The sequence below is a fragment of the Citricoccus muralis genome, assembly GCF_003386075.1.
GTDB classification, from domain to species: domain Bacteria; phylum Actinomycetota; class Actinomycetes; order Actinomycetales; family Micrococcaceae; genus Citricoccus; species Citricoccus muralis.
In genome coordinates, this window is the sequence record NZ_QREH01000001.1 from 2,013,900 (window position 1) to 2,030,479 (window position 16,580).

16 protein-coding genes are annotated in these 16,580 nt (G+C 69.8%); 11 read left to right on the forward strand and 5 right to left on the reverse strand.

The features are described 5' to 3' along the window. Positions 1-69: 69 nt before the first annotated feature. Positions 70-798, reverse strand: coding sequence for an ABC transporter ATP-binding protein (locus C8E99_RS08915; protein WP_115933349.1), 729 nt, complete (start codon positions 796-798; stop codon positions 70-72). Positions 799-866: 68 nt separating this feature from the next. Further along, positions 867-1,550: a PadR family transcriptional regulator gene (locus tag C8E99_RS08920; protein WP_115931996.1), complete on the reverse strand. Its 684-nt coding sequence runs from the start codon at positions 1,548-1,550 to the stop codon at positions 867-869. A gap of 214 nt (positions 1,551-1,764) precedes the next feature. Here C8E99_RS08920 and C8E99_RS08925 point away from each other — a divergent pair, with 214 nt between their 5' ends. Together C8E99_RS08925 and C8E99_RS08930 are read left to right on the forward strand one after the other, a co-directional pair. Continuing rightward, positions 1,765-3,420: an alkaline phosphatase D family protein gene (locus C8E99_RS08925; protein WP_115931997.1), complete on the forward strand. Its 1,656-nt coding sequence runs from the start codon at positions 1,765-1,767 to the stop codon at positions 3,418-3,420. A gap of 21 nt (positions 3,421-3,441) precedes the next feature. Beyond that, entirely contained in the window at positions 3,442-4,404 is a 963-nt protein-coding gene (locus tag C8E99_RS08930) for a DUF6454 family protein (RefSeq protein ID WP_115931998.1), read from the forward strand. Here C8E99_RS08930 and C8E99_RS08935 read toward each other — a convergent pair. Next, positions 4,386-5,129: a tyrosine-protein phosphatase gene (locus tag C8E99_RS08935; protein WP_115931999.1), complete on the reverse strand. Its 744-nt coding sequence runs from the start codon at positions 5,127-5,129 to the stop codon at positions 4,386-4,388. The genes C8E99_RS08930 and C8E99_RS08935 overlap by 19 nt on opposite strands. 267 nt (positions 5,130-5,396) lie before the next feature. On the opposite strand from C8E99_RS08935, the gene C8E99_RS08940 reads away from it, so the two are divergent. Then, positions 5,397-7,109: an MFS transporter gene (locus tag C8E99_RS08940; RefSeq protein WP_115932000.1), complete on the forward strand. Its 1,713-nt coding sequence runs from the start codon at positions 5,397-5,399 to the stop codon at positions 7,107-7,109. On the opposite strand, the gene C8E99_RS08945 is transcribed toward C8E99_RS08940, so the two are convergent. After that, on the reverse strand, positions 7,086-8,060 hold the full coding sequence (locus tag C8E99_RS08945) for a helix-turn-helix transcriptional regulator (RefSeq protein WP_115933350.1): 975 nt from the start codon (positions 8,058-8,060) through the stop codon (positions 7,086-7,088). The genes C8E99_RS08940 and C8E99_RS08945 overlap by 24 nt on opposite strands. A 63-nt stretch (positions 8,061-8,123) precedes the next feature. Between C8E99_RS08945 and C8E99_RS08950 the strand changes: the two genes are divergently transcribed. The 5 genes from C8E99_RS08950 (at position 8,124) to C8E99_RS08970 (ending at position 13,202) form a co-directional block, all read left to right on the forward strand. After that, complete coding sequence (locus C8E99_RS08950) at positions 8,124-9,182, forward strand: ATP-binding cassette domain-containing protein (RefSeq protein ID WP_211309011.1); 1,059 nt, start codon at positions 8,124-8,126, stop codon at positions 9,180-9,182. Further along, entirely contained in the window at positions 9,179-9,931 is a 753-nt protein-coding gene (locus C8E99_RS08955; protein ID WP_115932001.1) for an ABC transporter permease, read from the forward strand. The genes C8E99_RS08950 and C8E99_RS08955 overlap by 4 nt, the downstream gene beginning before the upstream one ends. A gap of 104 nt (positions 9,932-10,035) precedes the next feature. Next, a complete protein-coding gene (locus C8E99_RS08960) occupies positions 10,036-10,974 on the forward strand; it encodes a 1,4-dihydroxy-2-naphthoyl-CoA synthase (RefSeq protein ID WP_425452923.1) in 939 nt (312 codons plus the stop codon). Positions 10,975-11,025: 51 nt separating this feature from the next. Beyond that, positions 11,026-12,294 (forward strand): AMP-binding protein, encoded by a 1,269-nt coding sequence (locus C8E99_RS08965; protein ID WP_115932003.1) that lies wholly within the window; start codon positions 11,026-11,028, stop codon positions 12,292-12,294. A 38-nt stretch (positions 12,295-12,332) separates the two neighbouring features. Continuing rightward, positions 12,333-13,202 carry a 1,4-dihydroxy-2-naphthoate polyprenyltransferase gene (locus C8E99_RS08970; RefSeq protein ID WP_115932004.1) on the forward strand — a complete coding sequence of 290 codons (870 nt, stop codon included), beginning with the start codon at positions 12,333-12,335 and terminating at the stop codon, positions 13,200-13,202. 27 nt (positions 13,203-13,229) lie between these two features. Here the strand turns inward: C8E99_RS08970 and C8E99_RS08975 are convergent, their stop codons facing one another. Continuing rightward, positions 13,230-13,556 carry a DUF4229 domain-containing protein gene (locus tag C8E99_RS08975; RefSeq protein ID WP_115933352.1) on the reverse strand — a complete coding sequence of 109 codons (327 nt, stop codon included), beginning with the start codon at positions 13,554-13,556 and terminating at the stop codon, positions 13,230-13,232. A gap of 88 nt (positions 13,557-13,644) precedes the next feature. Between C8E99_RS08975 and C8E99_RS08980 the strand changes: the two genes are divergently transcribed. From C8E99_RS08980 to C8E99_RS08990, 3 genes are all read left to right on the forward strand, one after another. Next, positions 13,645-14,076, forward strand: a complete 432-nt coding sequence (locus tag C8E99_RS08980) for a PLD nuclease N-terminal domain-containing protein (RefSeq protein ID WP_115932005.1) — start codon at positions 13,645-13,647, stop codon at positions 14,074-14,076. 93 nt (positions 14,077-14,169) lie between these two features. Continuing rightward, complete coding sequence (locus tag C8E99_RS08985) at positions 14,170-14,508, forward strand: hypothetical protein (RefSeq protein ID WP_115932006.1); 339 nt, start codon at positions 14,170-14,172, stop codon at positions 14,506-14,508. 10 nt (positions 14,509-14,518) lie between these two features. After that, complete coding sequence (locus C8E99_RS08990) at positions 14,519-16,576, forward strand: alpha/beta hydrolase (RefSeq protein ID WP_115932007.1); 2,058 nt, start codon at positions 14,519-14,521, stop codon at positions 16,574-16,576. Positions 16,577-16,580: the final 4 nt, after the last annotated feature.

The window sequence follows — 16,580 nt, forward strand, 5'->3', positions numbered from 1 at the left end:
CCTCAGGTCCGGCCGGTTCGTCGGGTCCAGAGGGTCCAGCAGGGCCTGGCACCTGGATCACGTCCGCGCTCACCGGACGGGGTCCGCGAGCAGGGAGTGGGGATCGTTCTGGGCGATGGCCTGGTCCACCACGCGGCCGTCCCGCAGGAAGACCACGCGGTCGGCCCAGCCGGCATGGCGGGCCTCATGGGTCACGAGCACGACGCCGGCGCCGGCATCTGCGCGGCGGCGGAGCACCGCCATGATTTCCTCGCCGGTCACGGAGTCCAGGGCACCGGTGGGTTCGTCGGCGAGGATGAGCGCCTTGTCCCCCACGATGGCCCGGGCAATGGCCACGCGTTGCTGCTGGCCGCCGGAGAGCTCATCGATGAACCGGCCGGCCAGATCCTCGATGCCGACTTGGCGCAGGGCTTCCTTGGCCTGGCGCTGCGCCTTGGCCGGCTTCACGCCGTCCAGTTCGAGCGGCAGGGACACGTTCTCGGTGGCATTGAGGGTCGGGATGAGGTTGTAGTCCTGGAAGACATAGCCCACGGCACGGCGCCGCAGTCGCGCCCGCTCCGCCTTCGAGAGGGCGCTCAACGGGGTGCCGCGGACATAGATCTCCCCGTGGCTGGTGGAATCCAGTCCACCAGCGAGGGCCAGCAGGGAGGACTTGCCCGAGCCCGAGGGGCCCATGACGGCCACGAACTCTCCGGCGTTGACTTTGAGGTCGATCTCTCGGAGGGCCGCCACCACGGTGGTGCCGTCACCGTAGACCTTGGAGACCTGGTGGAGTTCCAGGATCTGGCGGGGTGGCATGCCCTGAGTGGCCGGGCGGACCGTCGGTTCCAGGGGGCCCTGGGGGATGCTGTGCCGTGCCACGCCGGTCACCGGTCTTTCTGCTGGTCGGAGGAATGAGTCCGGGACGGCTGGGACGAGGCGGGGTGCCGTGAGGCGCCGGACGGCGTCGGGACGGTGATCCGGGAAGACGTCGGGACTGACGCTGGGGCTGGCGGTGCGGCCGGCACCGCCGGCAGGTGGCCGGACCGGGCGGCGCGCAGCACGGCGGCCTCGCAGTGGTCGAGCCAGCGGATCTCGGCCTCCGCGGTGAAGATGAGGGATTCCAGCACGAGCAGGCCGGCGAGGTCTGCCGGGCCAAGATCTCCGCCAGTGGACCGCTTGGCCCGAGTGAAGTCCTGCAATGACCGCAGCGTCGCCGAGCGCTGGGCTTGGATGACGCGCTCCACGTTGACGCCGGGGGTGGTCACGGCCAGGGCCAGTTTGATGGCCAGCTCGCTACGCGGGGGGTTCGAAGGGCGGGAGGGCTGGGAGAACCAGTCATCGGCCTCGGCCCGGCCGGCCTCGGTGATGGCGTAGAAGCGATGGCCGGCGCCGTCATCCCCCTGATCCTCCACGAGACCGTCTCGCTCCAGCCGGTCCAGCGTGGTGTAGACCTGCCCGATGTTCAGCGGCCAGGTGCTTCCCGTGCGCTCCTCGAACTCGGCGCGGAGGTGGTAGCCATAGCGCGGCCCCTGGGTGAGCAGGGCCAGCAGGCTGTGTTTGACGGACATGGTCTCTCCTCGATGGCCCCGCAGAGTCGCGTACCTACCCGGTATGCAGACTCAGTATGCATACCGGGTAGGTTCCCAGTCAAGCAGAGAGTGGTCAAGCAGGAGATAGTGCTCGCGTCCAGACCGGGTCGGCTGAACTTTCCGGGGCAAAGACGGCCGGTCGTGTTCATCCGCTTGCCACGTTGGCGTCACGGTGGGGATCTGTACTGGGCGCATGGAAACCTTCCAGAACCCCAGCCGCCGCACACTGATCACCGGCCTGACCGCCACCGCACTGGCCGCCACCCTGCCCGCCGCCGTCACCGCCGGACCCGCCGGAGCCGCACCGGCCTCACCGTCGGCCGCCGCCCGCCGCACCGCCTCCCGCTTGACCCTGCCGTCCGGAATCCAGACCGGCGACGTCACCTCGAACTCCGCCGTGTTGTGGTCCCGTTCCTCCGGTGAAGGCCGTCTGCAGGCCGTGCTGCACGCGCTGGATGCCGACGGCGACCGCATCAACGCGCGCGGCCGGCGTCGTGGCCATGGTCGCGGCCGCGACGGCGAGCCGATCCGCCTGCGGGGCCCCAGGGCCACCGCCGAAACCGACTTCACCGCCCGAATCAATGCCAGCGGCCTGCCGACCGGCACCACCTTCGAGATCGAACTCGCTTTCGAGGACGAGCACGGCCGTCTCGGCGAACTCGGGCGCGGTTCCTTCAGCACCGCCCCGGGACGGAAGTCCGGCGGCGCCCAGAGCTTCGTCTGGACCGCGGACACCGCGGGCCAGGGCTACGGCATCAACGAGGAGGTCGGCGGCATGTTCGGCTACGAGACCATGCGCTCGTTCAACCCGGACTTCTTCCTCCACGCCGGCGACACCGTCTACGCCGACGGCCCGATCGCCGAGACGATGGAGGAGCCGGACGGCACGATCTGGCGCAACCTCGTGACGGAAGAGGTCTCGAAAGTGGCCGAGACCCTCACCGAGTACCGCGGCCGCCACCGCTACAACCTCATGGACGCCAACATCCGCGCCATGTACGCCGAGGTCCCCGTCATCGCCACCTGGGACGATCACGAGACCACCAACAACTGGTGGGCCGGCGAGACCCTGGCTGACGAGCGCTACACCGTCACCGACGTCAACACCCTGGCCGCCCGTGGCCGTCGCGCCTGGCAGGAGTACCAGCCGATCGCCGACCGCCGGGCCATGTCCCGGGGCACCGGCTTCGAGCCGGCCCGCATCTACCGAAAGATCGAGCGCGGCCCCGAGCTGGACGTGTTCGTGTTGGACATGCGCACGCACAAGGGAGAGAACACAGACGGCATGGAGCCCCACGCCACCGAGATCCTCGGCGAGGAGCAGCTGACCTGGCTGCTGCGCGAACTGAAGACCTCGAAGGCCACCTGGAAGGTCATCCTCGCGGACCTGCCGCTGGGCATCATCGTCCCGGACGGCCCAGGCCAGGAATCCATCTCGAATGCGGATCCGGGTACACCGCTCGGCCGCGAACTCGAGCTCGCCCGGCTCCTCTCCGGCATCAAACGACAGCGGAGCAAGAACATCGTGTTCCTGACCGGAGACGTGCACTACTGCGCCGCCCACCACTACTCCCCCGAGCGCGCCGCGTTCAAGGACTTCAATCCCTTCTGGGAGTTCGTGGCCGGACCAATCAACGCCGGATCCTTCGGCCCGAACGAGATGGACGCGACCTTCGGTCCGCACGTCGACTTCCAGAAGGCCGGACCGGCCTTGGCGTCACCCCGTGGCGGCAAGGGCCAGTTCTTCGGCCGCGTGGAGATCGCCCCAAGCGGCGAGGAATTCACGGTCGAGCTGATCGATGCCACGGGTGCGGTCCAGTACACCCGCACGCTGACCCCTGAACGCTGAGCCTGAGAAAGACCACCCATCATGAAGACCAACCTGTCACTTCTGGCCGGCGCCCTCGCCGCGGCCACCGCACTGGGCGGCGGCCTCGCGGCCACGGCCCTGCCCTCCGCAGACCCCGCACCCTCCGCACCCCAGAACGCCGAGAACCACGGCCAACCCGGCCGCGACCGGCTCACCCCCGAGGCCACGCTCTTCCAGGACGTCACCCGAAGCACCCGGTGGGACCTGGCGGACACGGTGGACCTGGATTTCGATGCCTTCCACATGCAGGGCATGTCCCTCGTGGGGGACAGGATCTTCGTGTCCAGCGTGGAAATCATCGAGCCGACGGTCCGCTACGAGGAGCCCATCGACGGCTACGACCGTTCCGCAGGTCAGGGTATCGGCCATGTCTTCGTCCTCGACCGCGAGGGCAACCTGCTCGAGGACATCGTCCTGGGCGAGGGCGACATCTACCACCCCGGCGGCATCGACTTCGACGGGGAGAAGCTGTGGGTACCGGTGGCCGAATACCGGCCTGACAGCGCCTCCATCGTCTACACGATCGATCCGGACACCCATGAGGTCACCGAGGAGTTCCGGCATGACGACCATGTGGGAGGAGTGGTCAGGAACCGATCCAATGGCCAGGTCAACGGCGTCAGCTGGGGTTCGCGCACCCTTTTCACGTGGAACCGCCACGGCAAGCTGAAGTCCACGTCCGCCAACCCGAGCCACTTCGTGGACTACCAGGACTGCGAGTACTCCGGCAGCGGCCACCAGCTCTGCTCCGGGGTCTCCGGGGCCCTCGGCGGCCTGGCCCTGACCGACCTGAAGACCAACGAGATCGTCAACGAGGTCCCGGTCACCCTCACCTCGGAAACCGGGAAGCCCATCACCCAGAACCCGGTGTCCCTTGAGGCGGACGGCGACGTGCTCCGCATGCTGGCCGCGCCGGACGACGGCCCCGGCACCAAGCTGTACCTCTACGAGGCCCGCCCGTAGAGCTTGGCCCGCACGGCGTCCAGTTCGTCGTCGGTCACCCCGTACTCCCTCAGCAGGTCCGCCACGGCCTCGGCATCCGGCAGCGAGGCGGCGAACTCCTGCAGGGCCTCGATCCGGCCGGAGAGGAACGCGTCCAGTTCCGCCGCGTCCAGATGCCGCTCATGGGGATGGGGCACGGGGCTGATGCGGTGCCATTCGTTGATGCCGCGCGCGCCGGCGTCGTACTGGGAGGTGACCAGGTCCCGGCGGCCGGCGAGCAACAGCAGCAGGGTGACCACCAGGCCGGTCCGGTCCCGTCCGGCCGAGCAGTGCAGCACCACCGAGCCGGGCGCGGCGGCGATGGCCGTGAACACGGCGGCCACGCGGTGCGGGAAGTACTGGAGCATGGACGGGTAATACCGCGGATGGTTGGGATACGGCGCGCCGTCGGCCAGCGCCGGGGCCAGATAGTCCTCATAACCGTCATGCGTGTGATCCTCCACCGGGCGGTGCAGGATCTCGATGCCAGCATGGGCCTGATCGGACACCTCGGGATCGGTGGGGCGGCGCCGGCGCTCGGGGGTGCCGCGGAGATCGATCACTGTACTCACGCCGTCCCGGCGCAGCTGCTGCCAACCGTCGTCCGTCAGCCATTCCTGCCGTCCCATCCGGTAGACGCTACCCAGGACGCGGCGGGCGTTGACCGCCCCCTCCCAGGTCACCGGGTCCATGAAATCCTCGCTCATACGTCCCACTGTGCCACTTTCGCCCCGATCGAGGCCGCCCGCCGCCGTCCGTGAGGCACCTCACTCGGATTTGACCCGGCCCCCACCGCCTCGGCTACGGTCGATTGTCTGCAATCCCAGGTGGGTCCCCAAGTCAGCATTCCGGGGCCGTCCTTACCGGACTCGACTCCGGCGCCCCTGGTCCACCCTCCTCGGAAGGACCGGGCCTCACGCCCGATCGGCCCTGGAACACCCCTGGCGGGGTGAACCGCACCAGGAAGATCACCTGTGTCCGAAACAGAGTCCCATCCCTCGGTAGTTCTCCCCTCTGGCTCTCCCCAGAAGGTCGCGCAGTCCGCGCAGTCCCCGCAGTCCGCGCAGCCCCGGCGGCGCAACCGCTTCTCCCGGCCGACCCGTCCACCGCGGAAGAAGACCCCGGCCGCCGCCATCCGCAAGGCCACGGCCGCCTCTGCCCTCGGCAACGCGACGGAGTGGTACGACTACGGCGTCTACGCGGTGGCCACCGCCTACATCACGCAGAACTTCTTCCCGGGCGAGGGCGGCATGCTGCTGACCCTGGCGACGTTCGCGATCTCCTTCCTGGTCCGCCCGATCGGCGGCCTCGTCTGGGGTCCGCTGGGTGACCGGATCGGCCGCAAGGGCATCCTCGCCCTGACCATCCTGATGATGTCCGGTGCCACGTTCCTCATCGGCGTGCTGCCGACCTTCGAGCAGGTCGGCGTCCTGGCCCCGGTGCTGCTGATCGTGCTGCGCATGGTCCAGGGCTTCTCCACCGGCGGCGAGTACGGCGGTGCGGCCACCTACATGTCCGAGTACGCCCCGGACCGCCGCCGCGGCTTCCTCGGCTCGTTCCTGGAGTTCGGCACCCTGGGTGGATTCGCCCTGGGCACGGCGATCATGCTGCTGCTGGAGCTCATCCTCTCCCCCGAGCAGATGGCCTCCTGGGGCTGGCGCCTGCCCTTCCTGCTGGCCGCCCCCATGGGCCTGATCGGCTTCTACCTGCGCTCCAAGCTGGACGACACCCCGGTCTACGAGGAGATGAACGGCTCGCCGGACCACGGCACCGCGCACGACGCCGGCCCCCCGGCCGGTGCGCCCACCGCACCGGCCGCTTCGGCCGGCCCCACCACCGCGGAAGGCACCCCGGAGAGCGAGACCCCCGCGCCGCCGTCGTTGCCGGCGCTGTTCCGCGAGCACTGGAAGCCGATGCTGGTGATGACCGGGCTGGTGATCTCGGTGAACGTGGTCAACTACACGCTGTTGTCCTACATGCCGACCTACCTGGAGCAGCAGATCGGCCTGCCGGCCGCGGCCGGGCTGATGGTCATCCTCATCGGCGAAGTCGCCATGATGGCGCTGATGCCATGGGCTGGCGGTCTCTCCGACAAGCACGGGCGCAAGCCCTCCTGGTTCTTCTCCCTGGGCGGGCTGATTCTGCTGGCCATCCCGATGTTCATGCTGATGGGCATGAACTTCGGATTGGCGATCCTGGGCTTCGCCGTGCTGGGCCTGCTGTACATCCCGCAGTTGTCCACGATCACCGCGACGTTCCCGGCCATGTTCCCGACCCAGGCCCGGTTCTCCGGCTTCGCGATCACCTACAACATCGCCACCTCGATCTTCGGCGGCACCGCCGCCCTGGTGAACGAATGGGGCATCGGCGTCACGGGCGATGTGCAGTTCCCGGCGTACTACATGATGGCCGCCTGCGCGGTTGGCCTGGTCTGCGCCTGGTTCATGCGGGAGACCGCCGGCGCCTCCCTGCGCGGCTCCGAGGTGCCCGGTTCCATCGGCTCCGCCGTGGTCCCCGGCTCCCCGGCCGAGACGGCTCTCGAGGAGGGACGCCAGCCCGAGCAGCGGACCATGGATGAGGAGCAGATGCTCATCCTGGCCGCTGAGGCCCGCGAGGCCGCCGCCACCGGTGCCGGTGGCGTGGCAGTTTCAGACCGGGAGAGTTCACCGGCGGCGGGCGGCCGCTGACAATCGATCGGCCAATTCGAGCACCTGCTCGCGCAGTGGTTCAGGCACCTCCAGGACGTACCGGACGCCCTCGGGGATCCAGGACAACCCGAACACCACGTCCTGGACCCGGCGGCCGGACAGGGGCCAGGCGGTCCGGCCGTCGGGCAGCTCCTGGGCGGTCTCGGCCCAGGGCCCGAACGCCTGGCGCATCGAGGCGAGATCCATATCCAGCACGGCCCGTCCCGTCACAGGCCGTGGTCCCGCGTGGACCGCATGGACTGCAGCGGCCACGAAGGCCGCCGTTCCCTCAGGTGGCAGCGGCCGGGGTGCGAACGCCGCCCGGGTGTGAAACAAAGCTGACAGGCGGTCCACGCGAAAGGTCCTCCAGTCGGCCCGGTCCAGGTCCCAGGCCAGCAGGTACCACCTCGATTCGGCCGGAACCAGGGCGTAGGGCTCCGCGTGACGCGTGGACTCCGCGCCGCCCGCCGCCGTGTAGGCGAAGCGCACCCGCTCCTGGTCGCGGCAGGCCAGGGCCAGTTCCCCGAGGACCTCTGGTGAAGTGCTGGGGCCGTCCGGCCCGGTGGGCTGGACGAACTCGCCCAGCGCACCCACCCGGCGTCGCAGCCGGGACGGGAGCAACTGTTCCAGCTTCGCCAACGCGGCCAGGGTGGTGTCCGGGCCCCCGACGAGGCGTTGGGTGGCGGCCGCCCTCAGGCCGATCGCCAGGGCCACCGCTTCCTCGTCGGTCAACAGTAGCGGTGGCACCGCGGATCCCGCCTCCAACCGGTAGCCCCCGTCCAGCCCGGGAACGGAGTCCACCCGGTAGCCGAGCTCCCGCAGCCGCTCCACGTCGCGGCGCAGGGTGCGGTCCGAGATGCCCAAGCGGCGCGCCAGTTCCGCGCCGCCCCAGTGCCGGTGGGTCTGCAGCAGGCTGAGCAGGTTCAGGGTCCGTGCGGTGGTATCGGCCATGACCACCATTCTGCCTCCGGATGCGGACAAGTACTGACCGCATTGGTTCATAGCGTGGTGTCCATGACCACAGACACCATCATCCACAGCCGCGGTCTGGCCAAGCGCTTCACGGCACCGGGTTCCCCGGGCAAGCACGTGCAGGCGGTGGCCGGGCTCGACCTCGACGTCTCCCGTGGCGAGCTCCTCGCCTTCCTCGGCCCCAACGGCGCGGGCAAGTCCACCTCCCTGCGTCTACTCACCACACTGCTGCGCCCCTCGGCAGGCACCGCCACCGTGGCCGGTTGCGATGTGCATACCGATCCGGCGGGGGTGCGCTCGCGCATCGGCTATGTAGGCCAAGGCACCTCCGGCAGCCTGTCCCAGCGGGTGAGGGACGAGTTGCTCAGCCAAGGCGCCTTCCACGGGCTGGGGCGGCGCGAGAGGGCCCGGCGCGCGGACGAGCTCATCGAGTCGCTGGAGTTGGGGCCCTTCGCCCGGCGCACCGTCCAACAGCTCAGCGGCGGCCAGAAACGGCGTGTGGACATCGCACTGGGCCTGGTCCATGCACCCACGCTGCTCTTCCTCGATGAGCCATCCACCGGCCTGGACCCGCAGAGCCGGGCCAACCTGTGGCAGCACATCCTGGACCTGCGCGAGAGTCATGGCACCACCGTCTTCCTGACCACCCACTACCTGGACGAGGCGGACCGCTACGCCGAGCGGGTGCTGGTCATGGACGCCGGCCGGGTCATCGCGGACAACACGGCTGAGCACCTCAAGGCCGGGCTGGCCGGGGACGCCGTCACCCTCGGCTTCCCGGACGCCGGCCTCGCCGAGGCCGCCCGCGCCCTGCTCGGCCACCTCCTGCACACCGGGGCCACCCAGGTGACCGACGACGTCGGCCGCCCCGGCCTCGCGATCACGATCCCCGACGGCGCCGGCCGGCTTCCCGACCTCATCCGAGCCCTCGACGCCGAGGGGTTGCCGCCGGCGTCGGCCGCCGCCGTCCCGCCCACCCTGGACGACGTCTTCCTGTCCTTGACCGGCCGCTCGCTGCGCGAGGCCGACCTGGCCTCGTCGGGGCCGGACACCGACGCACCCCACCCAGACCAGACTCTCCAGGAAGCGAGCCGACCATGAGCTCCATCGCCACTGACAGCTACCACGTCCTGGTCCGCGAGCTGCGGCCCATGGTCCGTGATCCCTTCTCCCTGATCTTCAGCCTGGTCCAGCCCCTGGTCTTCCTCGGGCTGTTCACGCCGCTGCTCATCGGCCAATCCGGCGGGTCGACCGCCGAGACCCTGCAGTGGTTCGTCCCCGGTGTGCTCGTGATGATCGTGCTCTTCGGCACCGGCGCCGTCGGGTCGAACCTGCAGTACGACCTGATGACCGGTGCCCACGAACGCACCCTCGTGGCTCCGGTCTCCCGCTCCTCTCTCCTGGTGGGCCGGGCCCTGAAGGAGGTGGTGCCGATCACCGTGCAGTCCCTGGTCATCGTGGCCGTGGCGTTCCCCTTCGGCTTCCGCGCGGATCCCGTGGGCCTGGTGGCGGGACTGGCACTGCTGGCGGTGTTCGGGATCGGCCTGGGCGCGTTGAGCTATTCGCTGGGGTTGGCCACCAAGGAGCACGAGTGGCTGTTCTGGGGCGTGCAGCAACTGCTGATCTTCCCGCTGCTCATCCTCTCCGGCATGCTGCTGCCACTCGAGGACGGTCCGGCGTGGATGCGGGTGGTGGCCGCCCTCAACCCGGTCAGCCACGTGGTCACGGCCGAGCGGGTCCTGCTGGCCGGGGATCTGGTGGCCCTGGAGGTGCTGTGGGGTGCGTTGGCCGCCGTGGCGGTCGCCGGCGTCGGGCTCGTGGTGGGCGTGCGCAGCATGCGGCGCGACTGACCCGGGCCCGGAGCGCGGGGCCTCTGGCTAGACTCGGCCGGGTGAACGGACAGCGAAACCCCCAGGCACAGACCTCCCAGACCGCCCCGGCCTCCGCAGACGAGCTGCCGGAGAAGGTGTCGGACCTCTTCGACCCGCAGCACTGGCGGGTGGTGAACGGCTTCGGCTTCGAGGACCTCACCTACCACCGCCAGGTGGAGCGGGACTCCTCCGGGGCGATCGTGCGAGACCTGCCGACCGTCCGCATCGCCTTCGACCGCCCGGAGGTCCGCAACGCGTTCCGTCCGGGTACCGTGGACGAGCTGTACCGGGCGCTGGACCACGCCCGCATGACGCCGGACGTCGGCTGCATCCTGCTCACCGGCAACGGCCCCTCCTCCAAGGACGGCGGCCAATCGTTCTGCTCCGGCGGCGATCAGCGCATCCGCGGCCGGGACGGCTACCGCTACGCCGAGGGGGACACCGCCGAGACCGTGGACCCGGCCCGCGCCGGCCGCCTGCACATCCTCGAGGTCCAGCGGCTCATGCGGACCACGCCCAAGCCGATCATCGCCGTCGTCAACGGCTGGGCGGCCGGCGGCGGGCATTCCCTGCACGTGGTGGCCGACCTGACGATCGCCTCGAGGCAGCACGGCAAGTTCAAGCAGACCGACGCCACGGTGGGCTCCTTCGACGCCGGCTATGGCTCCGCCCTGTTGGCGCGGCACATCGGCCAGAAGAACGCCCGTGGCATCTTCTTCCTGGCCCGCGAGTACTCCGCCGAGCAGATGGTGCAGATGGGCGCCGTGAACGAGGCCGTGGACCACGAACGCCTCGAGGAGGTGGCCCTCGAGTACGCCGCGGACATCAACCGCCAGTCCCCGCAGGCCATCCGCATGCTCAAGTTCGCCTTCAACATGGCCGACGACGGCATGTCCGGCCAGCAGGTCTTCGCCGGCGAGGCCACCCGCATGGGCTACATGACGGACGAGGCGGTGGAGGGCCGGGACGCGTTCCTGCAGAAGCGCGATCCCGACTGGTCGGCGTTCCCGCACCACTTCTGAGCGGGAGCCACGAGGACGGACCCGGTCCCCGCCACTGGCTAGACTCGATCCGTGCCCGTGACCCCAGCCGACCTCGACCGCGCTCAGCGTGCGCTGGCCGCTGCCCTGGAGGGCTCCGGTCCCCCGGTCGAGTTCACCGAGGACGGCCGGGTGCTCTCCCGCCCCGAGGCCGCGGATCCGGCGGCCGGCGGCGCCGAGGGGACGGTCGCCGTCGTGCGCACCTCGGGCTCCACCGGGACGCCCAAGCAGACCCTGCTGACGCGAGAGGCCCTGGCCGCCTCGGCTGCTGCGACCGCCAGCCGGATCGGCGGCGAGGGCCAGTGGCTGCTGGCCGTGGGCCTGCACTACGTGGCCGGGCTGGCCGTGCTCTCCCGCTCCATCGCGGCAGGCACCACCCCCGTCCCGCTGGCCCCCGGCCCGTTCACGCCGCAGTCCTTCGCGGAGGCCGTGGACCGGATGGAGCGTGGCACCGGCTTCCGCGCCCTGTCCCTCGTGCCCACCATGCTCTCCCGCCTCCTGGTGCCCAACGCCGGCCCGGGCACTCTTGGCGCCGGGTTCGCCGGGTCAGCCGTGGATGCCCTCCGCACCTTCGACGCGATCCTCATCGGCGGCGCCCGCCTCCCCGACCGGGTCCGGGAGGCCGCCGCCGAGGCCGGCCTGCGGATCCACCTGACGTACGGCATGAGCGAGACCTGCGGCGGCTGTGTGTATGACGGCGTCCCCCTGGACGGGGTGACTGCGGACCTCGTCACCGATCCGGACGGCGGGGACCACCCGGGCGTCCCCCGTCTGCGGCTGTCTGGACCCATGGTCGCCGCCGGCTACTTCAACGAAGCCGATCGCACGGCCCAGCATTTCGGCGCCGGACCTGGCCGCGCTACCGGCACCAGCGCCGGCAGTGGCCAGGACGCAGGGCCGGGCGGCAGGACCCGCTGGTTCCTCACCGAGGACACCGGCACGGTGAACGGGCCCCCCGGCCGGCAGCACCTCACCGTGACCGGCCGCGTGGACGATGTCATCAACACCGGCGGCGTGAAGGTCTCCGCGGCGAGGGTCCAGCAGGTGCTCGAGACGCTCCCGGGTGTGCGGGCTGCCTTCGTCGGAGCGGTCCGCGACGACGAATGGGGTCAGCGCGTGTGCGCCGCCGTGGCAGAGGATCAGAATCGCCCGCCGTTCGACCAGGCCGCCGCCCGCGAGGCGATCCGGGCCCAGCTGGGACCGGCAGCGGTGCCCAAGCAATGGCTGGTACTCGAGGCCCTGCCGCTGCTGCCGAACGGCAAGACCGACCGCCAGGCCCTGCTCACCCGCTTCTCCACCTGACCCCCACCGTTCCAGAACCCCAGGAAGGTAACCACCCCATGGCCACAGCCGCCCAGTGGATCGAGGGCGCGCGGTTGCGCACCCTGCCGATGGCGATCGCCCCGGTACTCATCGGCTCCGCCGCCGCCTTCGCACTGGACGGATTCCACCTGGGCCGGGCGGTGCTGGCCCTGATCGTGGCCCTGGCCCTGCAGATCGGTGTGAACTACTCCAACGACTACTCGGACGGCATCCGCGGCACCGACGACGACCGGGTCGGTCCGCTGCGCCTGACCGGTTCCGGTGCGGCTCCGGCGCGTGCCGTCAAGGCGGCCGCGTTCGCCTGCTTCGGGGTCGCCACCGTGGCCGGCCTCGGCCTCATCGCCTGGTCGGGCACCTGGTGGCTGGCCGTCGTCGGGGTCCTGGCCATCGTGGCCGCCTGGTACTACACGGGAGGCCAGAAGCCCTACGGGTACCGGGGCCTCGGCGAGGTCTTCGTCTTCATCTTCTTCGGCCTCGTGGCCGTTCTCGGCACCACCTACACGCAGGCCCTGGCCGTGTCCGGCCCGGCATGGGCCGGGGCCGTGGGCTGCGGGCTGGTCTCCACCGCGCTGCTCATGGCCAACAACGTCCGGGATATCCCGACCGACCGCCAGACCGGCAAGATGACCCTGGCCGCCCGGCTCGGGGACATCCCGGCTCGCTGGTCCTATGTGGCGATGGTGGCCGTGGCGATCATGCTGCCATTGCTCTTGACCGGCCAGTACCCGTGGCTGTGGCTCGTGGCGCTCACGGCCGCCGTGGCCGTGCGGCCCTCAATCACCATGGTCCGCTCCACCGAGCGCCGGGACCTCATCCCGGTGCTCAAGCTGACCGGCATCCTGGGCCTGGTCTACGCGGTGCTGTTCGCCGCGGGGCTGGTGCTCTGACCGGGGAGTTGCCTGGGGCTCGAGGGGCTACTTACCCTTCGGCTCCCACGGTCCGGGCTCGGTCCCTGAGTCGCTACCGGGATCGAAGTACCGGCCCTCGGTGTAGGAGTCCTCGGCCTCCGCATCAGCCTGCTCGGACTTGAACTGCTCCCGCTTCCCGCGGCCCTCCCAGGCACTGGCCACATCACTGCCGGCGCCGGTGCGCAGGTCGTTGAAGAACAGGTACCCCGCGGCCAACGCGATGACAGCCGCCGCGATCGTGGAGAAGATCCATCCGAGGCCGAGCAGCATGCAGGCGCCCCAGACCACGAAGAAGACGGCCAGGCGGATCACGGCATACTTGAAGACTCGCACCACGGCAGTCTACCGGGATCGGCCGGCGCGTGATCAGCGCGCAGCCGGATGGTTTAGCCGTGGTGGCACCGGTCCGTAGACTGGAGCCATGCCCCGCTTCCTCATCCCCCTTGGCATCGTCGCCGCCGGCCTCATCATCTATTCGCTGATCGAGTGCCTGATGACCCCGCGCCACCAGGTGCGGGCCATGCCGAAGGCCGTGTGGATCCTGATCATCGTGCTGGTCCCGCTGGTGGGTGCACTGCTGTGGCTCTTCCTGGGCCGGCGTCGTGGGTCCGTGGGCGGGGGCGGCGCCACCGGTGGCCCGGCCCGTCCCCAGCGCCCGCAATCCCCTGACGACGATGCGGCCTTCCTGCGTCAGCTCGACGTCCAGCGCAAGCAGCAGTCCCGGCAGGCCGAACTGGACCGCCGTGAGGCCGAACTGAAGGCCCAGGAGAAACGGGGAACGAAGGACAACGGCACCCCGGAGTCCGGTGGGTCCAACACCCCCAAGCCCGACGGCGGCGCAGACCAGTCCTGACGGCGCGCCCCGGGTGCCCCGCACCCCCGCGGCTCTGGCCATGGGGAGAACTCCCCATGGCCACGCAGTCCTCCCGCTAGCAGGGTGGACAGCGTGGGACACGAGATCAGACCCGAGACGGTACACGCCGCCCTCGTCCGGGTGGCCGGCGACGGGCAGCGGCTCGACACGGCCTCTCGTGGAGCCCAGGACGCCGGCGAGTCCTTGTCCGGGGCCTTCGGCACGGCCGAGGTGGCGGAGTCAGCCTTTACCGGATTCTGGGCCGATCGCACCGATACCGGCAAGCGGATCGCGAACATCCTGATGCACCAGGCCTCCTGCGTGGCCGATGCCGCCGATGCCTTCCTGGAGGCCGACTCCACCATGCATGATCAGGGGCAGTCCTCCGTGGACGCCATCACCGATGTGACGCCGCCGGACACGGAAGACTGAGGAAAGCCCCATGAGCCTGCCTGCCCTGGGGAGCTACCCCGACGCCGAGGCCAGTTGGACCACGCTGAGCGAGATGGCCGGTGATCTGAAGGTCGAATCGAAGAACCTTGAGGAGGCCATGGACGAGGCCCGGGCCTCCTGGCGGGGACTGGAGTCCGGCTACCAGCATCCCGACACCCAGGAGCAGGTCTGGACCGCCCTGGACGACTTGGTCCCCCATGCCGGGGACTGGGCCTCCGCGCTGTCCTCGGCCAAGGACGCCATCGACGACTTCGTGGAGACCGGCAAGCCACTGCAGACCGAGCGGGAGTCCCTGGACCAGGCCCGTCCCGGACTCTCCTCCCGCCGCAGCAGCGCCCTGACCTCGGACGACGAGACACTGGTGGAGGGGGTCCGAACAGACATCCTTGCCTTCAACGAACGGGCCACCACGCTCACCACCGAGTGGGAGACTGCACAGGAGACCCTCTCCACAGCCCTGGCGGCCATCAGCGTCGGCACCACCGAGGGCCTGCCGCTGGTGACCGGACACCGTGACACGGACACCGGCGTCCAGGACTGGGCCAAGCTGACGAGTGGGCTGGACGAGAAGTTCGGCGAGATCGATCCGGACGTGATCTGGAAGGACCTGAAAGGTCTGGACGAGGAGGAGCTGCGGGACTGGCTCGAGGCCAACCCGGAGGCTGCCAGGGCACTTGCAGAACACCGGTGGGCGGACAATCCCCCGGCCGGAACCCCGGAGTCCATCATGGATGCGGCGATGGCTGACGACGCCGAACTGACGAAAGACGGCATCCAGGGGATCCAGGACGCGTGGCTGAGCCTGACCGATGCCGAACGGGAACGGATGGCGCTGCTCTACCCCGGCGTGATCGGGGTCCTCAACGGCGTGCCGCTGGCGACCCGAGGGCGGACCAACCAGATCACGGTGGCTGGGCTGCGGGAGCAGACGGCAGAGAAGATTCACGATCTCGGTGACGAGCCGACCCTCCAGGACTTCCTCGACGACGCCGACCTCAACTCCCGATCCGAGGCTCAGGGGGCCTACAACGACTGGCGGGCCGCCCTCAAGGAGTGGAAAGAGGACAAGGAACGGCTGGGTACGGTCCAGGAGGGGCTGGACCAGGCGTGGTTCGCCTACGGCCGTGACCAGTTCCCCCCGACCGGGAGCCGAAACGCTCCCGGATACACCACCCTGTACGTCTCGACGGATGGCCGAGGCCAGATCGCCACCATGAGAGGCACCCCGGGCCCCGACACTGAGCGGACCGTGACCTTCGTCCCCGGCACGAAGACGACGATCGCCAGCGTGGACGGCTACAACCAGAAGCTGGACACCATCGATGGAAAACCAGACCCCACGGGCACGGTGTCCATCTACTGGGCCGGCACGGACTTCCCCCAGTCCCTCGTCTGGGACAACAGGGACTCCACTTTCAATGAGCGGGGCGCGCCACTACTGGCGGCCTTCGACCACGCCGCCGACCTCGAGATCCCCGAGTCTGCCCGTACCACCGCCATCGGCCACTCGGCCGGCGGTTCCATGCTGGGTACCGCGGAGCGCGGCACCGAAGGGCTGACCTCGGACAACATCGTCTACGTGGCCCCCGCCGGCCAGGGCCACGAGGTCGGCTCACCGGAGGACACCGCCAACCCGGACGCCCATCGGTACTGGATCCAGACGAACTATGACCTCATCGAGGCGGCCCAGAATGCGGGTGGCGGCGGTCACGGACCGAACTGGTGGTCTGGATCGGACATCGCTGGGGACATGGGTGCCACCCGGCTGGAATCGGGCTACCTTGCAGACGGATCGGTCATGGGCAAAGACGACGGTTTCGCCGGCGGGCATTCGTCGTACTTCGATGCCGACTCCACGTCCGCCGACAACCTCGAGTCCATCATCCGCGGCGGGGACTCCGAGGTCGTCCTTTACCACGAGGGCGAGGACATCCCTGGTCCTCGGGCCGGAACGACCAATCCGATCGTCGACCGTCAGCCGGAACTCTCCGGGGGCGACCAGTGGGACGATGACCAGGTCAGCACCATCCGGGATCTGGAACAGTAGGACT